Genomic DNA, 23,293 nt, shown 5'->3' with positions numbered 1-23,293 from the left:
CGGCGCACGGGGCCCGGGCGCGCGGCGGCCCGCGCGACGTGCAGCGGACGGGCGAGCACGTCAGCCGGTGACGCGCCCCTCGATGATCCCCCCGTCCGCCGTGATGGCGACGACGACCTCCGAGTCGACGAACAGCGACACGACAGGGCCGACCCAGGCGTCGTTCTCCCAGACGCACTCCCACGCCCCGGCCATCGGCGGGACGCCGCCGCGCCGCACCCAGATGCGCCCGGCGCTCCCCGCCCAGGCGCGGCCCTCGCTGTCGATCGTCGCCGCCGACAGGGCGCGCCGCGGCTCGATGTTCTCGGTGAAGACGCTCTGCCCGTACCGCCAGACGACGCTCCCCTCCGCGCCGACAGCGATGCCGAGCCCCAGATCGGGCCGCCCCGCGCACGCGACGAAGGCCCGCGCGGGCGGCGCGGGGATGCGCTCCAGGTGCCAGTCGAGCGGGGCGTAGAGCGCGACAAGCCCCTCGCCCGCCGTCGACCGGCCGACGAGCATCCACCGCTCGTCCTCGACGCGCGCGACAGCCGCGAGGAGCGCGACGCCCTCGGCCGGCATCGGCCGCAGCCACCGCTTCGCGATGAACGCGTGCAGGAGCGGCCGCGGGTCGTTCTGGGTCGTCGAGACGAGGATGCCCATGTCCTCGAGGTCGCCGCTCAGCGCCACGTGGCTCTGCGGCTCGCCCGGGAGCTGGAAGACGCCCGTGACGCCGCCGGTCGTGTACACAGCGAGCGTCGAGGCGTCGCCCCCGAGCAGCCAGCGGCCGGGCCCGATCCGGTGCGCGAAGCGCACGCCCTGCGGGCTCGGCAGCCCGCCGGACGACGCCTCGCTCCAGCCCGTCCCGTTCCAGAACAGCAGCCCGCCCGTCGCCGCCGCGAGGCACCGGCCGTAGCCGTCCCAGGCCACGCTCCGGATGACCGAGTCGAGGCTCGGGTGGTGGAGCACGCTCCACGTCCACCGCTCGACGATCGTCGACCCCCGCTGCGGCGCCTCCCGCAGGGCGCGCGGCGGCTGCACGCTGACGAGCTCGGCCTCGATCGCGCGGTCCGGGCTCGGGCGGTCGGCGCCCCTCGGCTGGCGCGGCGAGAGCATCGTCTGGCCGAGCTCCCCCTTGAGCTGCGCCGGCGACTTCACGTGCGTGGACGGGATGGTCATGGGGGCCATCTCCTCCGGGGCGCGCGCGCGCTGCTCGCTCGCGTTGGCGACGAGCCGCTGCTCCAGCGCCGAGACCGGCGACGCGGGGCGGAGGTACGGCGAGAGCATCGCGGCCACGGCCACGGCCTCCTGGAGGCGCTCCTGCGCCTCGCCCGCCGACGCCCAGCGGAGCGCGAAGTCGATCGACTTGCACGCCTGGTCGTTCCCGCGCAGCGCGGGGTGCAGCCACCTCGTCTCGAGGATGCTCCGGCGCGTGCGCGCCATCGCCGCCATGAGCGCCTGCGCCTGCGACTCCGCGACGATGTACTCCTCGCCCGTGAGCACGAAGAAGATGACGCACGCGAGGTTGAAGATGTCGGTCCACGGCCCGATGGTGCTCGGATCGGCGGACAGCATCTCCGGCGGCACGACCCCCGCGTTGCCGACGACGCCGGCCATGATCGTCTCGCGGATGCCCCGCGGCCGCGCCAGGCCGAAGTCGCTGATCTTGAACAGCTCCTCGTCGCCCGACCCGCAGCAAAGGATGCTCTCCGGCGTGAGCTGCCGGTGGATGACGCCCACGTCGTGCACCGCCGACAGCCCGCTCGAGATGCACTCGATCGCGCGCGTCGCGCGCGCCGGATCGAACGCGTGGCCCGTGGCCTGGATCGTCCCCTGAACCCGCTGGCGGAGCGTCACGCCCTGGACGCCGCCGTGCACGTACTCGATCGTGATCCACGGGAGATCGAGCGTCTTCGTGCCGCGCCGCACCGCGAACGTGCCGGTGTCGATGAGCCGGACAACGAAGGGCGTCGGAGGGACCTGCTCGTTGAGGCGGCCGAGGGACACCGCCTCCTTCTTCACGATCACCGCCGCGGACGGACCTAGCTGCCTGAAGAGCGAAGGCCGGAGCATCTTGACCACGACAGGGGTCTCGCCCTCGGGCGCGGTGCGGACCGCGTAGTACGAGACGAACATCGCCCCGGACCCGGCGCGCGACACGATCCGATAGCCGATGCTCGACGAGAGGTCGCTGCCGATCGTGGCCCCCTGCAGACCTCCGAGGGCCTCTTCATCGCTGGGTATTGTGAGCACGTGAACGACCATAGCGCACCCGGCGCGCCGTGGCGCAACTTGCCGAGGGCAGCGAGGCGGCCCCTGCAGGCGTCGCGCGGGTCGACCGCGCCGACCCGCGCCGCGCCCTGTAAGCCGGCGCGGGCGTCGCGCGTTGCACGGGCATGAAGAACCAGAGCTCTCTGTCGCGCCGGCTATGTCTCGCCGGGTTTTTGCTGTCGACCGCGCCCCTGCTCGCCGCCTGCGCGCCCCAGGCGACGCCCCAGGCCGTGAGCCCGGAGGTCAACACCATCACGGTCGTCGGCCGGGGCGAGGTCAGCGCGAAGCCGGACGTCGCCCGCACCCAGCTCGGCATCGAGGTCATGGCGCCCACGGTCGCGGAGGCGACGAAGGCGGCCGCCGCGCGCATGAACGAGATCTTCGCGGCGCTCAGGAAGGCCGGCATCGCGGAGAAGGACATCCAGACCAGCAACTACTCCATCCAGCTCGTGCGGCAGCCCGACGTGCCGCCGTGGGCGCCGACCGCCTACGCGCAGCCCATGGCGGCCTCCGCGGCGGCGCCCGCGCCCGCCGCGCAGGCCGCCGCCGCGCCCGCCGCGCCCGCCGCGCCCGCCACGCGCGGGCCCAAGCCGACGCCGCCGCCCGCGGCGAAGGCCCCGCCGCCGCCCGACCTCGCGCCGCCCCAGCCCGCTCCGCCGGCGCACTTCTACCGGGTGAGCAACACGGTGACGGCCGTCATCCGCAACCTCGACCAGGTCGGGGCGGTGCTCGACGCCGTCACCTCCGCCGGCGCGAACAACGTGTGGGGCGTCTCGTTCGACCTCGACAAGACCGACCCGCTCGAGGCGCAGGCGCGCGAGAAGGCGATCGCGGACGCGCGGGCGCGCGCCGAGGCGCTCGCCAGGCTCCAGGGCGTCGCGCTGGGCCGCGTCGTCGCGATCAGCGAGATCGTCGACTCGGGCCCCGTCCACGCCCGCATGTCCATGGCCTCCGCTGCCTACGGCGACGCGGGCACCCCCGTCGCGCCCGGCGAGGTGCAGTTCAGCACGCAGGTGAAGGTCGTCTACGGGCTGGACAGCGCGCCGGCCGGCACGCGCAAGTGACCTCGCGGCGCGACGGTGCCGCGCGTCCTCGACGCCGCGCACCGCGCGCCGCGCGCCGCTTCCGCCGAGGCCGTCCAAATGCAGCTAGATGCACCGCGCGCCGCCCGAGCGGATACAGTTCCGGCGTCCGGGCTCGGGCCCGCGTCCCTCGGCCCCCCGCACCGCGCCACCATGATCGCTCCCCCCTGCCATCCCCCTGTCCGCGCCGCCGCCCTCGCGGCGCGCCCGCGCTTCGTCGCCGTCCTCGCGCGCTCGCTCGCGGCGGCGGCGCTCGCCGCGTCGGCCTCGGGCTGCCTCGTGATCTCGCCGCCGGAGTACGATCACCCCTCGAAGAGCGCGCCGGTGCTCAGCGCGATCTTCCCGCCGCAGCACATCCCCATCCACATGGTCGATCCGAGCTTCGGCAGGGCTTTCACCGCGTCGGTGCTGTCCGAGGACAACGGCGATCCCGTGTGGGTCGCCCTCTACATTGATTACGGCAGGCGCAGCCTCGGCGGGAGCCCGTATCGAAGGCTCCAGCCCCCGAGGTCGGTCGTCGGGGCGGGGACGATCGCCGGCGGACAGCGCTCCTTCACGCTCCCGTGGGACCTCGATACGGCGAGTCTCCCGACCGACGGGGTGACGCCGGATCGGGAGTGCCACACCGTCACGATGATGGCGTCGCACGCCTTCAACCAGTGTTACTGCCCGGCCGATCCGGAGGACATGAGCTCGCTCACCTGGCAGATCATCAACTGCGACCCGGACGACCCGGGGTGCCCCGAGTCGTGTCCTGCGCTCGACTGCGAGACCACCCCGTGCCTCTTCTGTGATGACCCCGAGTTCCTCGAGGCGTGCAGGGATCCCTGACGCCGCGGCGGCGTGGTACATGGGGTCCGATGATCGCTCCGCCTGCCGTGCCGCTCGACGTCCAGCAGTCCCCCGCGCCGGGCGGCGGGGTCGTGCGGCCCGCGCGCCGGCCGCCTGGCTGGGTCGCCCCCGGGCCGCGGCCCGCGACGCCGCCGGATCGCCCGGAGGTGTGGCCCGGCCCCGGCGAGGACCTCTGCTACCTCTCGGGCGACTTCCGCATCCTCCAGCGGCTCGACGGCCACCGCTGGTCGGCCGACGACCTCGTGACAGCGTGGTTCGCGGCGGAGCGGGTCGCGCACGCGCCCCCGCGCCGCGCGGTCGACCTCGGGTGCGGCATCGGCACGGTGCTGCTGTTCACCGCGTGGCGCTTCCCGGACGCGCGCTGCGCGGGCGTGGAGGCGCAGGAGGTGAGCGCGGCGATGGCGCGGCGCTCGGTCGGGTGGAACGGCCTCGACGCGCGCTGCGAGGTGCGGTGGGGGGACCTGCGCGATCCTGCGCCGATCGAGGGGCTGGGGCCCGCGGATCTCGTGACGGGCACGCCGCCGTACCTGCCTGTCGGCACGGGCATCGAGTCCCCTCATCTCCAGCGCGGGCCGTGCCGCTTCGAGCACCGCGGCGGCGTGGAGGACTACTGCCTCACGGCGGCGCGGCTGCTCGCGCCCGGCGCGCCGTTCGTGGCCTGCGCGGCGGCGCGGCAGCGGGGGCGGGTCGAGGCCGCCGCGGCGGCCGCGGGGCTCGCGCTCGAGGCGTGGCGCGATGTCGTCCCGAAGGAGGGCAAGACGGCGCTGTTCTCGGTCTATGCGCTGCGCCGCGCCGCCGAGGCGGCGCCGCCCCGCGACGAGCCGCCGCTCGTGCTGCGCGGCAAGGACGGGCGCTTCACGGAGGAGTTCAACGCGCTCTGCCGGGCGATGGGAATGCCTGTGTGACGTCTGCTCCCCCTCCGACCCCCCTTTCCCGCCAGGATCTGCCTGATCCGCCCGCCGTCGGCGGCCGTCAGCTCGGCTGGGACAGGAGCGGCAGGGGCACGGTCTGCGCCTGGAACAGCGGTCGTCCTTCGCGCGACGCGAGCGTGCCTTTCCCCGGAGCGCCCGGGGCCGCGCGCGGTCGAGGCGGGCGAGCGGGCTTGTCCCTGGGCTCGGGCGCCGGCGCGGGCGTCGACGCGAGCGCCGGCGCGTCGGCGAGGCGCTCGACAGGGGCCTCCCACGCGTTCCGGGTGCCGCCGGCCTCGTTGGCCTGGAAGAACACGGCGCGGAGCGCGCGCCCCTCGACGTCCGTCTCGATCGCCATCATCCAGAACCACGGGCCGTCCGGCTCGATCTCCTGCCCCATGAACGAGAACGCCATCTGGCGCGGCTCCGAGCGGCGATTGTGCTCGCTGCGGGCGGCCTCGAGGTGCCGCTGAGAGGGCTTGTCGGCGGGGCCGCGGTACACGCGCACCGCGACCCCCTCGATGTGCGGCATCAGGTACAGCCCGTCGCGGTAGACAGTGAGCCAGGGGTGGTTGCCGCTCTCCGAGAGCCGGCAGAGGGCGTGACCGAACCGCTCGTGCGCCTTGCAGCCGATTCCCCAGCTCGTATCCCCCTCTTCGCGGTTCGCCTCTCTGAACGCCTTGTTGCGGACGTCGAACGCGGTCTGCGCCAGGAGGAGGAGCCGGCTCTGGTCGAGGGCGGGGTTCAGCTCCCACGGCAAGGTCGCATCCATAGGGACTGGCACGGTACGCGCGTTCACTGAGAAGTCAATCGGATCCGGCCCTTGCGCCCGGGCGAGCGGCGGCGCCTCGCGGGGCGGGCGGCAGATCCGCGCGGCGCCGCCGTGGTAGAGGGCGCTCTCGCGCGCGCTTGTTCCGCCGCGCGGGAGGTGTCCTGTGGGAGGAGCGATCGTCGGAGGGAGCGCCGCGGAGCGGCCGCAGGTGGGCGTGGGCGTCATGCTGGTGCGCGACGGCCGCGTGCTGCTCGCGCGGCGGCGCGGCAGCCACGGCGACGGCAGCTACTCCTGGTGCGGGGGCCACCTCGAGCTCGGCGAGTCGTTCGAGGACTGCGCGATCCGCGAGGTGCGCGAGGAGAGCGGCCTTGTCGTCACGAGGCTCTCCTTCCTGTGCCTCAGCAACATCGTCGCCTACGGCAAGCACTACGTGGACATCCAGCTCCTCGCCGACGAGTTCGAGGGCGAGCCGGAGGAGCGCGAGCCCCACAAGATCGCCGGCTGGGGCTGGTACCCGCTCGACGCCCTGCCCACCCCCCTGTTCCGCCCCGTGGAGCTGGCCGTCGCGAGCTACCTCACCGGCCGCCGCTACAACCCGTGAGCCTGTCACGCCGCTACATCGCTTCATCCGCGCAGCCGCAGGATCGCGAGCGCCACGCCGCACAGGACCGCCAGCACCAAGGCCGCTGCGCCGACCCGCGACGTGCGCCTTTCGCCTGCGCCCTCCACCAGCGCCGCGCTCGCCCACGCCTCGGTGACCTCGCCCTCCAGCGCGTCCGCCTTGGCCGCAATCTGTGCGAGCTCCGCCCGCACGTCCGCGCCTCGCGCTATCCGCAGCAGAAGCGAGCCGCGCGCCTTGGCCCGGGCGAGCCGCGCAAGCTGCTCCTTCCGCGCCTCCGGCGCGGTCGAGCTCCACACCGGATCCACCCACGGGAGCAGGCCGGCCGGCGTCTCGATCGGGGACTTCATCGCTTCACCCTCCACACGGCGACTGCGTCGCGAAGTCCCATCAGCTCCCTTCGCTCCCCGGCGCTCCGGCGTCCCCCGGTGCGCCTCCGGGGCCGGCGTTGCCGCCGGTGCCGGGTGTGCCCGCGGCGAGCTGCACCGCCGGCGCTTCGCTGGGCGTCACCGCATGCGCTACGCCTACGGCATAGCCGCCCCGGCCGCCACCCCCGGCCCCTCCTGGGCCGCCTGCGCCACCCATTCCGCCGTCGCACCCGGCTTTGCTGGGTGGGGTCGCTGATGCAAACCCGCCGACAGCACCATTGCCGCCGGCAGCTCCATTCTGCCCCGCCGCCCCGGCGCCTCCGTTACCGGCCTTGCCCACCGCGACCGTCACCCCGGTCAGCTTCAGCCTGTCGCCGAGGCTGACCGCCCGGCGCGCGCCGGACGGTCATATCGAATCCAGCGTGGGGGACAAAGGGCACGATAGCGAGCTCTCCGCCTCTCCGCGTCGGACATCAACGAGAGGTGTTCCCCTCATGGCCAGGCCTTCTGCTCCGCTCAAGAAAAAGCCAACCCCAAGAAGCCCGCTGCACCGCCCCAGGCGGCGGCGGCGTTCGACAGGATCGCGCCTGAGCTCGGCGCGCTGGGTCAGGAAGCGCTCCTCCCCATCAACATCGATATCCCCCGCGCGGTGTCCCAGGCGCTCGGGGGGCTCCCTGGGCTGCTCGCGGTGCGCCCCCTCATCGCCGAGCGACTGCCGACGCACGATGTCGGGCTGGTCGACCGGCTGGAGACCTACGCCCTCGCAGCCGGCCGCCGCGCCGCAAGCCGCTCCGCCGGCGCAGCCGAGCCCGGGCCGCAATTGACCCAGGTTCAACACTATTGACTCTGGTTCAATAACTGGTATGGATGCTCCCTGTGCCCGCGCTCTGGGCGGCGCTCCGGCGCGCCCGGGAGGGCTCCGCCGGCGTCGCGGAGCGCGCCGGAGGCGCCTCGGGAGCAAGCACCTCGGGAGGAAGGAGAGCACGATGGTCACCGAGCAGCCGTCCCTCAGACCGCGCAAGCCGCCCGTGCCGTTCGAGCAGGGCCTCACGCGCCGCTGGCTCGGCGGGGCGGCGGTGCCGACCCACGTCGCCAACGCGGTCAACCTCCTGTTCCCCGCGGGCGAGCGCTTCTTCATCCGGAGCGTCGCGCGCTACGCCGACCGGATCGACGACCCGGCGCTGCGCGCCCAGATGAAGGCGTTCTTCGGCCAGGAGAGCCACCACGCGAAGGCGCACGAGCGGTTCTTCGATCTGCTCCGCGGGCAGGGCTACGCGATCGACGGCTTCCTCCGCGCCTACGAGAAGGTCGCCTACGACGGCATCGAGCGCCTTTGCTCTCACGAGCTGCGGCTCTCGGTCACCGCGGCGCTCGAGCACTACACCGCGATCCTCGCGGAGGACGCGCTCCAGGCGGGGACGCTCGACCTGGCCCACCCGACGGCGCGCGCGCTCCTGCTCTGGCACGCCGCCGAGGAGATCGAGCACAAGACCGTGGCCTTCGACGTGCTCAAGGTGGTCAACCCGAGCTACGCCCTCCGCATGCTCGGCTTCGCGGTCGCCACGATCACGCTCTCGATGTTCTGGCTCGCCGCCCTGCTCGTCCTGCTGCTCCAGGAGATCCCCCGCCGCGACGAGCCGGGCGAGCGCCTCCCCTTCCACAGGCCGCGTGCCATCGTGAAGGACGTGTTCCTCCGCGGAATCCGCGAGTATGTGCGCCGCGACTTCCACCCATCCCAGAACGACAACAGCCATCTCGCGAAGGCGTACCTCGCGGGGATCGGCGCGCCCTGAACGCTGACCGACCGATGGCTCGTGGGCCGCGCCGCGCGCGCAAACGCTGCGCAGCTCACAGAACCAGGCGCGCTGAGCCGTGCATCCTCCCGACACAAACTCGACATCGCGCTTGACTCGGCGCGCTCGCGTGCTCAGCAGTGCCCGTTCGCCGTGACGCTCCTGCGACATGTCCTCCGACAGCCGCGTGCACGACGCTTCGCATCGGCGATGCGTGTCGCTCGTCATTGATAGGCATGAGCAGGGCACGTATCATGCGCACCATGGCAGACGCGGCGGGCGGCCCGCCTGGCTTCAGCTCCGGAAGCGAGAACGGCGGTGATCCACCGGCGCCGCTCGTGCCCGACGTCGCGGATACGCTGCAAGGCGTGGACACGGTCGTGCGCGACCGGTCCCCCGTGCGCGTCGGGTCGCCGGTCGATCGCTACGCCGAGAGCTCGACGCTGAGCGACGAGGACCTGGCCCTGGCGGCCACGCGGTCGAGCATGCACGAGGGAGGAGGCCATGTTCAGGTGCCTCCCGACGGCACAATCCTTGGTGGCGTCTATCGCATCCTCGGACGTCTCGGAGAAGGCGCGATGGGCGTCATCCTGCTGGCGCGCGACGACCAGCTCCAGCGGGACGTGGCCATCAAGCTGCTCCGCCCCGAGCAGCTCGACAACGCGCAGATGCAGGCCCGGCTGCTCGCGGAGGCGCGGGCGATGGCGCGCGTGCACCACCCGAACGTTGTCGAGATCTACGCGTTCGGGGAGTACGAGAACGCGCCGTACTTCGTCATGCAGTACGTGCCCGGCGTCACGCTCGACACCTACGTCCACAGCAAGGGCGGCCGGCTCGGCCTCGACGAGGCGCTGAGCATCCTCGACCAGGCCTGCCTCGGCGTCTCGGCGATCCACACCTCGGGCATCGCGCACCGCGACGTCAAGCCGAGCAACATCCTGGTCGGCCACGCCCTCCGCGTCGTCGTGGCCGATCTCGGCCTCGCGAAGCGGATCCCGCGCGGCGATCGGATCGAGCTCGCCTTCTCAGGCACCCCGGCGTACCTGGCGCCCGAGGTCGCGCTGGGCCGGCAGCTCGACCCGGCGCTCCTGCCGCGGATCGACGTCTACGCGCTCGGGGTTGTCGCCTACTACCTGCTCGCCGGCCGCCTGCCATTCCAGAGCACGAGCACGATCGATCTGGTCATGCAGCACGCTTATCAGCCGCCGATCCCGCCGAGCGAGCTCTGCCTCGACCTCCCGTCGTCGTTCGACGCGCCGGTGCTCGCGGCGCTGGCCAAGGAGCCGGACCAGCGCACGGCGAGCGCCGAGGCGCTGCGCGAGGCGCTGCTCGACGCGCGCAGCGCCGTGCCGACGTACGCGCGCTCGACGCGCGTGATGGTCGCGGACGACAGCCCGTCGTTCCGGGCCTTCCTCGTCAGCGTCCTCGCGCAGGCGCTGCCGGGCGCGATCATCGAGACAGCGCCCGACGGCAGCGCGGCGCTGGCCGCGATCGAGGCGAACCCCCCGTCGCTCGGCGTGTTCGACCTCGACATGCCCGGCCTGGACGGCATCGCCCTCACCGCGGCGGTGAGGAAGCTGCCGAAGGGCGGAGATTTTCCGATCATCGTGGCGACCGGGACCGGCGGCGCGGCCGACTGGCAGTGCCTGTCGCGCCTCGGCGCCTCGGCGTTCCTCGTCAAGCCGTTCGACGCGGGGCAGCTCATCACCCTGGCGCGCGCGTTCGTGGGTGTCGTGGACGAGCAGAAGCGCCGGCAATGATTACTAGGGCGACGACCATGACCACGGCCACGGCCCCGCGGCGGGCGGCGTGGCGCGGGGCGGCCCGGCGCGAGCGCGACGGGGCTCCGCGGGGTCGGTGATGTCGAGGCTCCCGATGAACGACAGCGAGATCAAGATCCTTCTGGTGGATGACGACGAGGTCGATCATCTCGTCACGCGCCGGCTCCTCCGCGAGGTATCCCGGACCCGCTACGACGTGACGTGGCTGAGCACCTCGGACGAGGCGATCGAGGCGCTGCTCGCCGGCGGCTACGACGTCTGCCTCCTCGACTTCCGCCTCGACGCCCGCACCGGGCTCGACGTCGTGCACGAGGCGAACCACCTCGGCTGCGCGATCCCGATCATCATGCTGACCGGCGTCGGCGACGAGGCGATCGACATGGCCGCGATGAGCGCGGGCGCGGCGGATTACCTGGTGAAGGGGCGGTTCGACGCGCAGATCCTCGAGCGCACGATCCGCTACGCCATCGAGCACAAGCGGAGCCAGCTCAAGCTCAAGCAGTACGCCGACACGCTCGAGGAGAGCAACCGACAGCTCCTCCAGATGCACGAGGAGCTCGCGGCGAAGAACGCGGAGCTTGTCCGGCTCAACGAGGAGAAGAACCGCTTCGTCGGCATGGCGGCCCACGATCTCAGGAACCCGCTCGGCGTCATCCTGGGCTACAGCGACTTCATGCTGATGACGCAGCGGCGCGGGGAGCCGACCTCGCTGCTCCGGGAGGGCGGCGTCGAGATCATCGAGATGATCCGGAGCTCGAGCAAGTTCATGCTCTCGCTCATCAACGACCTGCTCGACGTGTCGATGATCGAGCTCGGCAAGCTGAACCTCGACCGGAAGAGCACGGATCTCATCCAGCTCGTCGAGTCGAACGTGGCGCTCAACATGGTGCTCGCGGGGCAGAAGAGCATGAAGCTCGTCGTCGAGAGCGACGAGAGCGTCCCGCGGGTCGACGTGGACGTCCACAAGCTGGAGCAGGTGCTCAACAACCTCATCAGCAACGCGATCCACTACTCCCCTCCCGGCACGGCCATCCGCGTCCGGGTCCAGAGCGCCGGCGCCCCGGACGGCGGGAACGGCGACGGCGGCGAGGTGATCGTGTCGGTCCAGGACGAGGGGCCCGGGATCGCGCCGGAGGACATCGGCAAGCTCTTCCGGCCGTTCGGTCGGGCCAGGACGGTCAGCACCGGCGGCGAGCGCTCGACCGGCCTCGGGCTCGCCATCGCGCAGCGCATCGTCGAGGGCCACGGCGGGCGCATCTGGGTGGAGAGCGTGCTCTCGAAGGGCGCGACGTTCTTCGTGGCGCTCCCGGTGTCGCCGCCGCCGGACGCCGAAGCGGCCTCCTGACGAGGGCGCCGGGCGAGGCAACGACGGCGGCGACGGCGGGTCGAGCAGGCGGCCGCGCTCAGCGGCCCTGCGGGAGCTCCTCGTAGTCGAGGTGATCGAAGTCGGCGGGCAGGCTCTGGCCGGTGAGGTCGTGCGCGCACAGCGCGGCGAAGGCGCCGGTGAAGCCGATGCCGAGCGAGGTGCGCTCGTCCGACAGGAGCGACGCGTCCAGCGCCGGCCCGAGCGGGTCGAAGCGCGCTCCGTCCTGCGAGCACGAGAACTGGAGATCCTTGCCGGAGAGCTCGAAGCGGAGGTGGAGGCGCGGGGCCGAGAAGGCGAGCGGCCGCGCGAGCCATGTCAGCTTCCCGAGCTCGCTGCCCAGGAGCGCGACCGAGCGCCCGACTTGCTCGTCGTGGCTGAGCAGCGCGTAGAAGAAGTTCTCGTCGTCGTACATGCACATGAGCCCGGCCATCTGCTGGAACGAGGTCGGCTCGAACTCGAGGCAGGTCTCGACGCGGCACCGGATGGACTGGATGCGGCGCCCGACGACGCTCTGCCGGTGCAGCGACTGCGGCGACTCGCGGCCGCGGACGCGCAGGTGGCCGGGGCGCTCGCGCAGCGACACCCAGCTCTCGTCGGGCACGTCGCGCAGCGTCTGGTAGTGGACGCCGAGCGACCCCCTGTCGAAGTCGTCCCGCACCGGCGGCGCCTCGACAGGGTCGGCCGGCAGCCTGGGCGCCGGCACGCGGACGGCGGGCGAGCGCGGGCTGTCTGCCCCGTCGAGCGCGAGCCATCCGTCGTCGGTCCAGCGCACCCGCTGGAGGGCCGTCTCGCGCCCGAGGATGCAGCAGCGGCGCTCGCCCGGGAGCGGCCTCCCGCACAGGTGGGCGAGGTACCACTCCCCTGTCGAGGTCTCGACGAGGCAGCCGTGCCCGGCCTTCTGCAGCTCGAGGCTCGGGTCGTGGCGGGACGTCAGGAGCGGGGTGTTCGGGTCGACCTCATAGGGCCCCTCGATGCGGCGGGAGCGCGCCAGGGTCGCGGCGTGCTCGTAGGCGGTGCCGCCCTGGGCGAGGAGGAGGTAGTAGTGGTCCCCGCGCCGGTAGAGGTGCGGCCCCTCGGTGAGGCCGAGGCCGCTGCCGCGGAAGATCCAGCGGCGCTCGCCGACGAGCCGGCGCTGCTGCAGGTCGAACTCCTGCAGCACGATGCCGGGGAACTGGTCGTTGCCGGGGCGGTGGTCCCACACCATGTTGGCGAGCCACATCCGCCCGTCGTCGTCGTGGAACAGCGAGGGATCGAAGCCGCCGCGGTTCAGCGCGATGGGCTCGGACCACGGCCCCTCGATGCGGCTGGCGGTGACGACGTAGTTGTGCGCGTCCACGAAGCCGCGGCCCCAGCATTTGACGTCGGTATAGACCAGATAGAACACGCCGCGCGCGTGCGTGAGGCAAGGCGCCCAGACGCCCCCTGAGCGCGGGTTGCCGAGCAGATCGAGCTGGGAGCGGCGGTCCAGGGCATGGCCGATGGGCCTCCAGTGGCGGAGGTCGCGGCTGTGGTGGAGCCGCACGCCCGGAAACCACTCGAAGGTGGAGGTGGCAAGATAGTAGTCCTCCCCCACCCGGAGGATGGAGGGGTCCGGATGAAAGCCCCGGAGCACGGGGTTTTCGATGAAGGTCGGTTCGTTGGTCATCGCTGTCGCCGCGGCCTCCGGAAGTGAAGTTGAACGTCGAGCGCGCGGCTCGGGTGGCGCCGGATGCTGCCAGGAAGGCCACGCCGGGCGGCGCGCGCTGTCGTGCGTCGGCGCATCTTGCAGTGGACCGGCCTGCCCATGCAACGAAACAGGCCAGGCCGGCGCAGGAACGCGGGAGCCGGCCTTGTCGAGCCTGGGCCGGCGCGCGAGCACCGCCCGCGCTGTAGGCAGACGGGTCCCCGTGTGAGCAACCGGCGCTCCGCTCCGACCAGCGCGACTGCGGTATGTCGCGCGAAGAACCGCATTCCCTCTCGTTCCTTCAGCGCGTTCCGCATTGAGCAGGCCATCCAGAAGGTGGATAATCCGCTCGATGCAACTTCACGGTCCACGGTAGCGGGATACCGCGAGGACCGACCGATCGCGGGCTGCGCCGTGCCGGACGCGCCTTCGACCGCTCACCGGGGACTCGGGGCCGTCGTCCTTGGACCGGGACGTTCTGACCGCGGCTGAACCGTGTAGGACACATCGATGTGCGCAGGCTCCGTACCTCGCGCGAGGTACTAGGGAGGAGTAGTCCGTGGCGAAGAGAACGCTATTCAGAGGCGTGCTGTCAGCGCAGGCCAGCGTGATGGCCGCGCTCCTGTTGCTGTTGGGACAGGGATGCGGGAACGAGAACCAACCCGAGCCCCAGGAGGAGGAGCAGATCCCGCCGGATCCGGGACCGGACGACGAAGAGAACGAAAACCCCCCCGACCCCGACACCGACCCCGACCCCGACCCCGACCCCGACCCCGACCCCGATCCAGAGACGCCCGAGGGGCCAACCGAGTTCGTGTCGGCCGACGATCCCTTCACCGAGGGCTACCTCGGCGAGGAGGAGGAAGAAGAGGAGGAGGAGGAGGAGGAAGAAGAAGAGGAGGAGGAAGAGGCCGGCCGCGAGCTCGAGGAGGGCGACATCTACCGCGTCCTCGGCAACGGGCAGCTCCTCAACCTCAACCCCTGGCGCGGCCTCCAGGTCATCGACATCCAGGACCCGTCGAGCCCGAAGTTCCTCGGCCAGATGCAGATCGCCGGCACCCCGGTCGAGATGTACGTCGTCGGCGATCGCGCTGTCGTGCTCCTGAACGACTGGGCCGGCTACCAGCTCAAGGCCGACGGCCTCACCGTGGAGCGGCGGACGGGCGCAACCGTCCTTTTCATCGACATCACCGATCGCACCGCGCCGAAGCTCCTGTCGCAATACCCCGTCACGGGGGCCATCACGACCAGCCGCCTCGCCCGCGGCGAGACAGCGAGCTCGCTCTACGTCGCCTCGAACGGATCGGAGCTCGTCGAGATCACCCCCGGACATTTCCAGTGGGTCAACAAGACCCTGGTCAGGAGCTTCGATGTCGGCGTCGACGCGCTGATCGAGCGCAACGAGATCGAGCTCGGGGACACGGTGACCGCCATCCACGCCGAGGCGGACGTGCTCCTCGTGGCGCGCAACAACTTCGGCTGGTCGGGGGAGCCCAGCGAGATCTCGATCATCGACATCTCGAGCCGCGACGGGTCCATGGTGGAGCGCGGCAGCGTCAACGCGGCGGGCTACGTGCGCTCCCAGTTCCACATGGACTTCCGCGACAACATGCTGCGCGTCTTCTCCGGTCCGCGGTGGTCCGACGGAACGCCCAGCTACCTCGAGACGTGGGACGCGACCGACCCCGAGAACCCCACGCCGATCGACAGCGAGGACTTCGGCGCCGAGCAGTCGCTCTATGGCGCCGTCTTCCTCGACGACCGGGCCTTCGCGGTCACGTACAGGCAGCAGGACCCGTTCCACGCCTTCTCCATCGATCCGGACGGGAACGTCACCGAGCAGAGCGAGTTCATCGTGTCCGGGTGGAACAACTTCTTCCGCCCCGTCCTCGGCGCGACCCGCCTCATCGGGATCGGCGTGGACGACGCGAACGGCCGCCAGCTCGCGGCCAGCCTCTACGACATCACCGACCTCACCAACCCGACGCCCCTGCTCGCGCGCGCGAACGTCGACAGCGGCGCCGAGGGCTGGAGCTGGTCCGAGGCCGACTGGGACCACCGCGCGTTCACCGTGCTCGACAACGCCGTGGACGCGGTGGCGCCGACAGGAGAGGCCGAGACGGGCCTCGTGCTCCTCCCGTTCTCCGCGAGCAGGAACGTCGACAACTACTGGCGGCCGTTCTCCGGCGTGCAGATCTTCACCTTCTCGGGCACCACGTTGACCCGCCGCGGCGTGATGGAGCACGGCACCCCCGTGCGCCGCACGTTCCGCGCGGGAGACGAGGTCACGGCGAACGTGTCCGACGAGGAGCTCTCCCTCTACGATCAGGACGCGCTCGACACCCCGGACAAGCTCGGGCGGCTCGAGCTCGCCCCGGACTACGTGCGCGTCCTCGCGTTCGGCGATCACCGCGTGCGCATCAAGGTGCCTTACGATCTCTACTGGAACCCGCCCGAGAGCCGGACGCTCAAGGCGGAGGTCGTCCCGAGCACGGGGCTCACCCAGCTCGTGGAGCCGGTGGCCAGCTTCGAGCTGCCGATCAACGCCCAGATCTACCAGGTAGGGGACCTGCTCGTGTCCCTCACCACCACCTTCGAGAACTGGGTCGGCAAGGTGACGCACGTCGAGGTGCTCGACCTATCCGATCCGACGGCGCCGCGGCCCGCGGGCACGCTCGACACGAGCGACCTGCCCTCGATCGCCACCTACAGCGCCGGATCGAGGTGGTTCTCGACCGTGCACCCCGCGCGCGACGCCCTCGCCTTCCTGCGCGTCATTGGCCACAGCGAGGACCTCGGGGTCGGCTGGGGCTGCCGGACGAGCGCGATCGGCCAGCCGGGCTGCTTCGGGCAGGAGGGCTGCACGTACGTCGCCGGAGAGCGGATGTGCCGCAAGATCGGCGTCGACGAGTACTGCAACGGCGGGTTCGCCGAGTGCACCGACCACGCCGGCGCCGACACGACCTGCACGCCGATCGAGATCGGTCGGAACGACATCCCGAACGTCACCTCGACGTACTGCTACGAGTACGTGCCGCGCCGGAGCTGGGCGCAGATCGAGATCAACGTGGTCGATCTCTCCGACCCGGACAACCCGACCCTCGCGCCGGCCGTCGCGCTGCCGGACGACAGCGAGACGGTCAACGTGCTCAACGACAACGGCGAGCTCTACTTCAACATCAAGCGCTCGATGGGGGCGCCGGACGACCCGCGCCCGCACACGCAGTACTTCCTCACGCACCTCAACCTGACCGATCCGTCGCAGCCCGCGATCGATCCGGGGATCAACGTGCCCGGCGAGATCCTCGCGATCCAGGGCACGTCGATCTACTCGAGTGACCGGGTGTGGGGCGACCAGTTCATCGAGACGGCGATCGCGCGGCTCGAGCTGCACGAGGGGCTCGCGTACTTGAAGGAGTACCAGCGCTTCCCGAACCGCCGGGTCAACACGATCTCCATCGACGGGCGCGGGCTGCCCGTCCTGACCCACGGCCTGATCTGGCAGCCGGCCTACGGGTGGTACTACGGCTGGGATCCCAACCAGAAGCTGACGACGCTCGGGCCGTGGGCCGCCGGGGAGGCGCCGCCTCCGCCGCCGGAGACGGAGAACGAGGACCCCGCGGTCCCCGAGTTCGAGATGCTCTCGACCGTCCGCATGGCGTCGTGGGCGTCGCTGCGCAACACCGCCGACATGCGCGCCTTCTTCGAGGTGCCCGGCGGCGCGCTGGCGATCTCCCTCGAGCAGCCCGAGGCGCCGAAGGCGCAGGCGTTCTTCCCCCTCTGGGGCTGGCCCGAGCGGTTCGTTGTCAGCGGGGAAGAGGTCATCTTCGCGGCCGGTCGCTACGGGATTCACCAGATCGACCGCGAGAGCGTCAACCTCGTCCCCTACCTGGGCGAGTAGCCGGATGGCGGGGCAAGCCGGCCAGGGCTGAGCGCCAGGCCGGCTTGCCGGAACCCCGAGCCGCCGGGGCGTGGCCGACCGGCCACGCCGGCGCGGCAGGGCGATCAGCTCCCGGGCGAGAACCCGACCCACAGCGCATCAGTCCAGCCGCCGCTCGGTCCTCCGCGCCGCGCAGCGCGTCGAGCTCCGGCTCGCTGGCGCAGCGCATGAACGCACGCCGCGCGACGAGCCCCGGCCACCCAGCCGCGCACAAAGACGCAGGGCTCGCGCGCATTTCGCGCGCGTGGCGGCGCACCGAGGCGGCCGCGCGCTGGCCGGCCATCGTGGCCAGTCGGCGGCCACGTGGCCGGGACGACGCCTCGAAAAGCAGCCTTATGTCCCGACGTCACCGGACGCGGCATTGGGCCGAGATCTTGCAATCGCTCCAATCAGCTCCCGACGCTCGCGGGACGATCAAGGCGAGCTCGGTTCAGTTCTTGGCCCACGCATGTATGCCGATGTAGGTCAACGTGGGAAGAGGTTAACGTGCGAACCCTGGGATTCACGGTACTAATCACGCTGTTTGGCGTTGCGGCCTCGAGCTGCGGCAGCCAGTCGGACACGGAAGAAGGCGACCCCCGGACCGTCGACATGCGCGAGGTTCCGGGCGAGAGGACCGGCCCTCAGCAGGTCGCGTCGTCGCAGGCGGAGAACGGCGGGCCGCTGGCCGATCCCACGCTGGACGACCCCACGGCGACCGAGGCGCCGGTCACCGAGCCCGGCGCGATCGAGGCGCCGGTCACCGAGCCCGGCGCGACCGAGGCACCGGTCACCGAGCCCGGCGCGACCGAGGCGCCGGTCACCGAGCCCGGTGCGACTGACGCGCCTGTCGACCTGCCCGGCGCGACCGAGGGCTGCCCCGGCGGGATGGTGCGGGTGGAGGGCGAGTATTGCCCCGCGGTGGTGCAAGAATGCCTCGAGTACCACCCCGAATGGACGAAGCGCCACGGCGAGCCGGGCGTGGCCGCGCGGTGCCTGCGCTTCCGTGAGCCGTCGCGGTGCGTCGCCAAGAAGACCGAGAGTCTCTCGTACTGTATGGACCGGTACGAGTACCCGAACGTCCCGGGCGAGCTGCCGCGCACGCTGACCTCGTGGGAGCAGGCCGCCGACATGTGCGAGGCGCAGGGCAAGCGGCTGTGCACCGAGGCCGAGTTCAACTTCGCCTGCGAGGGCCCCGAGATGTTGCCTTACGTTTACGGCTACGAGCGGAACGCCGAGACGTGCAATCAGGACCGCGACTACCGCTTTCCGGACCACTCGCAGCGGCTGCTCCACTACCAGGCGTGCCAGCAGAACGAGCGGTGCGCCGCCGAGCTTTCGCGCCTGGACGGCCGCGAGCCGGCCGGCTCACGCGCGGCGTGCGCCTCGTGGGCAGGCGTCTTCGATCTGAACGGCAACGCCAACGAGTGGGTGGTGCGCACCGATCAGAAGGCCCCCTACCGCAGCGGGCTCAAGGGCGGCTGGTGGGGTCCGATCCGGAGCCAGTGCCGTCCGATGACGACCTTCCACAAGGAAGACGACTACGGCTACGAGGTCGGCTTCCGCTGCTGCGCGGACGTCGAGGCGCAGGCCGCGGAGTGAACGCGGCGGCTCAGCGTGGCCGCCCTGGCTTCGCCCGCTTTTCTCGCCCTTGCTGCTGCGGCAGGCAAATCACCCGCACGGCGACGGACATGGCCTCGACGAAGTCCTCGCGCGTCGCGGCGCTGTGCTTCAGGCCGCGCGCCGAGGCGTACAGGGTGTCCGCGAGCTGGCGCCCGGTGACGCCCGCCGGCGTGTAGGCGGCCACGAGCCCGGAGGCGCGCAGGGCGTCCTCCACGGCCTCGACGAACTGCCCCTCACGCTCGGAGGCCAGAGGGCCCACGAGATCCTTCGTGACGGCCGCGAGATCCGCCGCGTCGGCCCCGAACGCGCCCACGAACCGGCCGGTCCACGTGTCGAACGCGGCCACGAGCCGCTCCTCCAGGGGGCGCTCCGCGGCGGCGAGCGCGGTCGTCACCGCGGCCAGGGAGGAGTCGAGGAAGTACGCCACCGACGCGCGAAAGAGCTCCTCCTTCGTGGCGAAGTGGAGGTAGAGGCCCTGTCGCGAGACGTTCGCGGCGCGCGCGACCTCGTCCATCGACGTCTTCCGGAAGCCGAAGCGCAGGAACACCGTCAGCGCCGCGTCCATCAGCTTGCGGCGGCGCTCGTCGGCGGGCCTGTCGGCGGCGCTCGTTTCGTGCACGGTGACCAGATTTGACATAACAGGTCCATCCTGTCAACTCGCCACTTGACAAACTGGTCACTGGTCGTAAAGCTCGTGTCGTGCGCCCGCCGGATCCTCTGCCCGAAGTCGCGCTCCTGCCCGGCGGCGCGGCCGCTTCCCCCGGCGAGCCGGCCGGGACCTCGTCGCCCGCGCCCATGACCGGCTCGGCGGCGGCCGGCGGCGCCCTCCGGGGCGCGAAGATCGGCGCCGTCGCCGCGGTGATCGCGCTCCTCGCCGTGGCCCAGCGCGCGGGTCTGCTCGAGATCTTCGGCGAGCCCGCGCAGGTCAAGCAGGCGCTCGTGGAGCTCGGGCCGTGGGGGTATGTCGCGTTCGTGGCGGCGTACGCCGCGCTCCAGCCGTTCGGCGTGCCGGGTACGGTGTTCATCCTGGCCGCGCCGCTCATCTGGCCCTGGCCGGTGGCGTTCGCGCTCTCGATGGCCGGCACCATGGCGGCGAGCGTCGTTGGCTTCTCCTTCGCTCGCTTCGTCGCCCGCGACTGGGTATCGAAGCGGGTGCCGGCGCGCTTCCGCGCCTATGACGAGGCGCTCAGGCGGCGGGCGTTCTTCACTGTGTTCATGCTCCGCCTCGTGCTCTGGATGCCGCCGATGCTCCACGTGTTCTTCGGCGTCTCCGGGGTGCGCTTCTCCACCCATTTCTGGGGCTCGCTGGCCGGCTATACCCTCCCCTTGCTGGCCACTGCGTACTTCGGTCAACGGCTCTTCAACGCCCTGCGCGACGCCCCTCCGTCGGCGTGGGTCGGCATGGGCGCCGCTCTTGTCACCGTCACGTTCGGACTCTGGCTCGCCAGGCGCCGCGCCCGGCAGGAGGTCGTCCCCTCATGAACGATTCCCAGCGTCGCAAGGGGCTCCGGATCGAGCGGGCGCGCGCGTCCGCTCAGTTCAGGGGCGGCAGGTTCGAGAACCCGTCTGGCGCCGGCCCGGCGATGAAGGGCGGTACGCTGCCCGTGATCGGCGAGTACTTCTTCCGTCGCGGCCGGCGGGCGCCGCCCGGTCCGCTGCCGCTCGCGCGGCCTCACGAGACATGGGCGCGACGGAGCGCGACAGGCCTGCGGGTCACGTGGCTCGGCCACAGCACCGTGCTGATCGAGATCGACGGCCGCCGCGTCCTCACCGATCCGGTGTTCGGCGAGCGCGCCTCCCCCGTCTCGTTCGCAGGCCCAGCGCGGTTCCACCCCGTCCCGGCGGCGCTCGAGGAGCTGCCGCCGCTCGACGCCGTCCTGCTGTCGCACGACCACTTCGATCACCTCTGCGCGCCCACCATCGAGGCGCTGGCCCGCATGCGCGTCCCGATCGTCACGGGGCTCGGCGTGGGGGCGCACCTCGAGGCGCTGGGCGTCGACCCCGCGCGGATCACCGAGCTCGACTGGCATGAGCGCGCGGAGGTGGGCGGCCTTCGCTTCACCGCGACGCCGGCGCAGCACTTCTCGGGTCGCGGGCCGACGAGCGGCAACAAGACGCTCTGGGCTTCCTGGGTCATCGAGGCAGGGCGGCGCAAGGTCTTCTTCTCCGGCGACACCGGGCTGACCCCCGAGTTCGCGGACATCGGCAGGAGACACGGCCCGTTCGACCTGGTGATGCTCGAGGTAGGCGCGTACCACCCCGCGTGGGGGGCGATCCACCTCGGCCCCGAGAACGCGCTGACCGCGTTCCAGATGCTCGGCGGCGGCACGCTGCTGCCGGTCCACTGGGGCACCTTCAACCTCGCCCTCCACGACTGGGACGAGCCGGCCGAGACGCTGCTCTCCCTGGCGGCCGAGCGCGGCGCGCGCGTCGTGACGCCGCAGATCGGGGCGGCCATCGAGCCCGAGCACGTCGACGCGCCGACCCCCTGGTGGCGCGCGGTCGCCGGCGCGCGCTGAAGGCCAGGGCGGTTCCGGGGCTCACTGTCGCTCGCAGGAAGCGCGAGAGATCAGCGGGCGGCGAGCTCCCGCTCATGGTTGGATCGCACCTTCTCCAGCCCCCTCGGCCCGTGCTCCCGGAACGGGAGATCCATCGCGCGGTCCCTCCTGATCCCGTCCCCCTTCGCAGCAGCTCTCTGAGCTCCGCGGCGGACGTTCTTCCGCTCCCATCGCCGGCGGCGCGAGGGAGGATCGGATCGAGCGCGTGGAGGAGGGCTTCCAGGCGCTCGCGCGCGAGCACGCGCGTCCATGATGGGCATGAGCCGAGCGCGCCTCGGCCTCGATCTCGATCCGAGCGGGCGAGGGATCCGGTTTCGCGGCGCCCCGGACAACGCTATGGAGCAGGCCCATGGTCGAGCAAAACACAGCGGACAACGAGGAGGGGCAGCCGGAGCGCGCGGAGCCCGGCGGCGAGCGCGCGCCGCGCCAGGCGGCGACGGACGCCGCCGGTGAGGCGGCCGAGGGCGGCGCGGAGGCCTCGTCCAGCGACGCCACGGCGGCGGCGGAGGGCGCAGCGGCCGGGGCGACGCCCGCTGGCGCGGCGACCTCCGACGCGGCGCCCCCCGCCGCAGCGCCCGCTGGGCCGCGGCCGCGGAGGGTCATCGACATGAGGCGGCCGCGCACGCCGCCGCCCGCGCAGGAGGTCCCGGCGCGACGCCCGGCGACCTCGGGGGAGCGTGGACCGGGCGACCGTGGGGCGCGCGAGCGCGGTCCCGCCGGGCGCGGAGCGAGCGAGCGCCGGACGCACGACAGCGGGCCCGCCGAGCGCGGAGCACGCGAGGGACGAGCCGCCGAGCGCGAGGCGCGCGACGGTGGAGCTGCCGAGCGGCGCTCGACGGAACGGACCAGGGCGCCGCGGGAGGGGGCGGCGCAGCACGGCCGGGCAGGCGCCGAGGGCGCCGGCGGCGCCTCCCAGGCCCGCGCGCACGGACCGCGAGCCGCGCCGGACGCCGCCTCGCGGGAGCGTCGCGCGCACGACGCAGGGGCCCCCGCCCGGAGCGATGCAGGAGGCACGGCTGCGGCGCCCGCCGAGGCGAAGGCCGCCCCTGCCGCCGGAGCGCCCAGCGCCTCCCGCAAGGCGTCCCGACAGCCGCAGCGCGCCGAGGCGCAAGGCGCGGCGCCGGCTCCGCCGCCTCCCCAGGAACCGGAGACGACGGCGGCCCCCGAGCCGCGCCGGCAGACCGCGTGGGTGCCTCCGCCGAGCGCCGCGTTCCCGAAAAAGAAGAAGCCGGCGCTCACCGCCAAGGAGGCGATGAAGGCCAAGGTCCAGGCGCGGTCCGGCAAGAAGGCAGCGAGGCCCGCGCCGGACGGGGCGGCGGAGCGCACCGTGGAGCAAGGCGCAGACACAGCCCGCGACGCCGCGAACAACAAGCCTCGCGACGCTGCGAACAGCAAGCCTTCCGCCTCCGCGAGCAAGCCCCGCGACGCCGCGAACAGCAAGCCTTCCGCCTCCGCGAGCAAGCGCCGCGACGCTGCCGCGGCGGCGCCCGCCGACGCCGCGCCCAGGTCCACGCGCCGCAGCCAGGAGCAGGCGACGGCGAGCGCTCCGGCCAAGAAACCCGGGCTGCTCCGCCGGCTGCTCGGCCTGTTCCGGCGATCCGGATAGCCGCGCCGCCGTCCTCCCCATCCAGATCACGGGCCTCTCGCGCCCCGGCGCCTTCCGCCCGGTACACAACGGCTCTGACTCCCGTGCACGCCGCTCACGACATCTGGTTGTGCTCGCTCCGCGGCGCCCGCGC

Annotated in this window: 18 protein-coding genes; 13 read left to right on the top strand and 5 right to left on the bottom strand. The window is 72.3% G+C overall.

Annotated elements, in window-relative coordinates; all coding sequences use genetic code 11:
- Window positions 1-60: 60 nt before the first annotated feature.
- A complete protein-coding gene (locus WMF42_RS10335; protein WP_437691773.1) occupies window positions 61-2,232 on the bottom strand; it encodes a serine/threonine protein kinase in 2,172 nt (723 codons plus the stop codon).
- 143 nt (window positions 2,233-2,375) lie between these two features.
- On the opposite strand from WMF42_RS10335, the gene WMF42_RS10330 reads away from it, so the two are divergent.
- From WMF42_RS10330 to WMF42_RS10320, 3 genes are all read left to right on the top strand, one after another.
- Window positions 2,376-3,314 (top strand): SIMPL domain-containing protein, encoded by a 939-nt coding sequence (locus tag WMF42_RS10330; protein ID WP_437691772.1) that lies wholly within the window; start codon window positions 2,376-2,378, stop codon window positions 3,312-3,314.
- A gap of 171 nt (window positions 3,315-3,485) precedes the next feature.
- Window positions 3,486-4,163 carry a hypothetical protein gene (locus WMF42_RS10325; protein WP_437691771.1) on the top strand — a complete coding sequence of 226 codons (678 nt, stop codon included), beginning with the start codon at window positions 3,486-3,488 and terminating at the stop codon, window positions 4,161-4,163.
- A gap of 29 nt (window positions 4,164-4,192) precedes the next feature.
- Window positions 4,193-5,089: a tRNA1(Val) (adenine(37)-N6)-methyltransferase gene (locus WMF42_RS10320; protein WP_437691770.1), complete on the top strand. Its 897-nt coding sequence runs from the start codon at window positions 4,193-4,195 to the stop codon at window positions 5,087-5,089.
- Window positions 5,090-5,156: 67 nt separating this feature from the next.
- Here the strand turns inward: WMF42_RS10320 and WMF42_RS10315 are convergent, their stop codons facing one another.
- Window positions 5,157-5,852: a hypothetical protein gene (locus tag WMF42_RS10315; RefSeq protein WP_437691769.1), complete on the bottom strand. Its 696-nt coding sequence runs from the start codon at window positions 5,850-5,852 to the stop codon at window positions 5,157-5,159.
- A 175-nt stretch (window positions 5,853-6,027) separates the two neighbouring features.
- Here WMF42_RS10315 and WMF42_RS10310 point away from each other — a divergent pair, with 175 nt between their 5' ends.
- Window positions 6,028-6,465, top strand: coding sequence for a nucleotide triphosphate diphosphatase NUDT15 (locus tag WMF42_RS10310; RefSeq protein ID WP_081426721.1), 438 nt, complete (start codon window positions 6,028-6,030; stop codon window positions 6,463-6,465).
- Window positions 6,466-6,488: 23 nt separating this feature from the next.
- On the opposite strand, the gene WMF42_RS10305 is transcribed toward WMF42_RS10310, so the two are convergent.
- Window positions 6,489-6,833, bottom strand: a complete 345-nt coding sequence (locus tag WMF42_RS10305; RefSeq protein ID WP_437691768.1) for a hypothetical protein — start codon at window positions 6,831-6,833, stop codon at window positions 6,489-6,491.
- A 667-nt stretch (window positions 6,834-7,500) separates the two neighbouring features.
- Here WMF42_RS10305 and WMF42_RS10300 point away from each other — a divergent pair.
- The 4 genes from WMF42_RS10300 (at window position 7,501) to WMF42_RS10285 (ending at window position 11,770) form a co-directional block, all read left to right on the top strand.
- Window positions 7,501-7,695 carry a hypothetical protein gene (locus WMF42_RS10300; RefSeq protein WP_437691767.1) on the top strand — a complete coding sequence of 65 codons (195 nt, stop codon included), beginning with the start codon at window positions 7,501-7,503 and terminating at the stop codon, window positions 7,693-7,695.
- 142 nt (window positions 7,696-7,837) lie between these two features.
- The gene (locus tag WMF42_RS10295) at window positions 7,838-8,644 is read left to right on the top strand and encodes a metal-dependent hydrolase (protein ID WP_437691766.1); all 807 of its coding nucleotides are present in this window, start codon (window positions 7,838-7,840) and stop codon (window positions 8,642-8,644) included.
- A 254-nt stretch (window positions 8,645-8,898) separates the two neighbouring features.
- Window positions 8,899-10,404, top strand: coding sequence for a protein kinase domain-containing protein (locus WMF42_RS10290; RefSeq protein ID WP_437691765.1), 1,506 nt, complete (start codon window positions 8,899-8,901; stop codon window positions 10,402-10,404).
- A 115-nt stretch (window positions 10,405-10,519) separates the two neighbouring features.
- On the top strand, window positions 10,520-11,770 hold the full coding sequence (locus WMF42_RS10285; protein WP_061613070.1) for a hybrid sensor histidine kinase/response regulator: 1,251 nt from the start codon (window positions 10,520-10,522) through the stop codon (window positions 11,768-11,770).
- Window positions 11,771-11,828: 58 nt separating this feature from the next.
- Here WMF42_RS10285 and WMF42_RS10280 read toward each other — a convergent pair whose 3' ends face one another.
- The gene (locus WMF42_RS10280) at window positions 11,829-13,436 is read right to left on the bottom strand and encodes a glycoside hydrolase family 43 protein (protein ID WP_437691764.1); all 1,608 of its coding nucleotides are present in this window, start codon (window positions 13,434-13,436) and stop codon (window positions 11,829-11,831) included.
- A 577-nt stretch (window positions 13,437-14,013) separates the two neighbouring features.
- Here WMF42_RS10280 and WMF42_RS10275 point away from each other — a divergent pair.
- Both WMF42_RS10275 and WMF42_RS10270 read left to right on the top strand, forming a co-directional pair.
- Window positions 14,014-17,355 carry a beta-propeller domain-containing protein gene (locus WMF42_RS10275; RefSeq protein WP_437691763.1) on the top strand — a complete coding sequence of 1,114 codons (3,342 nt, stop codon included), beginning with the start codon at window positions 14,014-14,016 and terminating at the stop codon, window positions 17,353-17,355.
- A 630-nt stretch (window positions 17,356-17,985) separates the two neighbouring features.
- Window positions 17,986-18,975 carry an SUMF1/EgtB/PvdO family nonheme iron enzyme gene (locus tag WMF42_RS10270; RefSeq protein ID WP_437691762.1) on the top strand — a complete coding sequence of 330 codons (990 nt, stop codon included), beginning with the start codon at window positions 17,986-17,988 and terminating at the stop codon, window positions 18,973-18,975.
- 10 nt (window positions 18,976-18,985) lie between these two features.
- Here WMF42_RS10270 and WMF42_RS10265 read toward each other — a convergent pair whose 3' ends face one another.
- Window positions 18,986-19,615 carry a TetR/AcrR family transcriptional regulator gene (locus WMF42_RS10265; RefSeq protein WP_081426514.1) on the bottom strand — a complete coding sequence of 210 codons (630 nt, stop codon included), beginning with the start codon at window positions 19,613-19,615 and terminating at the stop codon, window positions 18,986-18,988.
- 80 nt (window positions 19,616-19,695) lie between these two features.
- Between WMF42_RS10265 and WMF42_RS10260 the strand changes: the two genes are divergently transcribed.
- The 3 genes from WMF42_RS10260 (at window position 19,696) to WMF42_RS10250 (ending at window position 23,160) form a co-directional block, all read left to right on the top strand.
- The gene (locus WMF42_RS10260) at window positions 19,696-20,478 is read left to right on the top strand and encodes a TVP38/TMEM64 family protein (protein WP_437691761.1); all 783 of its coding nucleotides are present in this window, start codon (window positions 19,696-19,698) and stop codon (window positions 20,476-20,478) included.
- A complete protein-coding gene (locus WMF42_RS10255; RefSeq protein WP_061608488.1) occupies window positions 20,475-21,515 on the top strand; it encodes an MBL fold metallo-hydrolase in 1,041 nt (346 codons plus the stop codon). The genes WMF42_RS10260 and WMF42_RS10255 overlap by 4 nt, the downstream gene beginning before the upstream one ends.
- A gap of 388 nt (window positions 21,516-21,903) precedes the next feature.
- A complete protein-coding gene (locus WMF42_RS10250) occupies window positions 21,904-23,160 on the top strand; it encodes a hypothetical protein (protein WP_437691760.1) in 1,257 nt (418 codons plus the stop codon).
- Window positions 23,161-23,293: the final 133 nt, after the last annotated feature.

Origin of the sequence: Sorangium sp. So ce176 (assembly GCF_051519835.1) — a bacterium.
Lineage (GTDB): Bacteria > Myxococcota_A > Polyangia > Polyangiales > Polyangiaceae > Sorangium > Sorangium cellulosum_G.
Note: the sequence above shows the minus strand (reverse complement) of the source record. Positions and strands in the feature narration are given on the sequence as shown.

What these genes read in the sequence shown, in the direction of transcription:
- WMF42_RS10290 (WP_437691765.1), top strand. Translation starts at nt 8,899, where the DNA reads ATGCGCACCATGGCAGACGCGGCGGGCGGCCCGCCTGGCTTCAGCTCC.
- WMF42_RS10325 (WP_437691771.1), top strand. Translation starts at nt 3,486, where the DNA reads ATGATCGCTCCCCCCTGCCATCCCCCTGTCCGCGCCGCCGCCCTCGCG.
- WMF42_RS10250 (WP_437691760.1), top strand. Translation starts at nt 21,904, where the DNA reads ATGGTCGAGCAAAACACAGCGGACAACGAGGAGGGGCAGCCGGAGCGC.
- WMF42_RS10270 (WP_437691762.1), top strand. Translation starts at nt 17,986, where the DNA reads ATGCGCGAGGTTCCGGGCGAGAGGACCGGCCCTCAGCAGGTCGCGTCG.
- WMF42_RS10295 (WP_437691766.1), top strand. Translation starts at nt 7,838, where the DNA reads ATGGTCACCGAGCAGCCGTCCCTCAGACCGCGCAAGCCGCCCGTGCCG.
- WMF42_RS10280 (WP_437691764.1), bottom strand. Translation starts at nt 13,436, where the DNA reads ATGACCAACGAACCGACCTTCATCGAAAACCCCGTGCTCCGGGGCTTT.
- WMF42_RS10320 (WP_437691770.1), top strand. Translation starts at nt 4,193, where the DNA reads ATGATCGCTCCGCCTGCCGTGCCGCTCGACGTCCAGCAGTCCCCCGCG.
- WMF42_RS10305 (WP_437691768.1), bottom strand. Translation starts at nt 6,833, where the DNA reads ATGAAGTCCCCGATCGAGACGCCGGCCGGCCTGCTCCCGTGGGTGGAT.
- WMF42_RS10255 (WP_061608488.1), top strand. Translation starts at nt 20,475, where the DNA reads ATGAACGATTCCCAGCGTCGCAAGGGGCTCCGGATCGAGCGGGCGCGC.
- WMF42_RS10330 (WP_437691772.1), top strand. Translation starts at nt 2,376, where the DNA reads ATGAAGAACCAGAGCTCTCTGTCGCGCCGGCTATGTCTCGCCGGGTTT.
- WMF42_RS10285 (WP_061613070.1), top strand. Translation starts at nt 10,520, where the DNA reads ATGAACGACAGCGAGATCAAGATCCTTCTGGTGGATGACGACGAGGTC.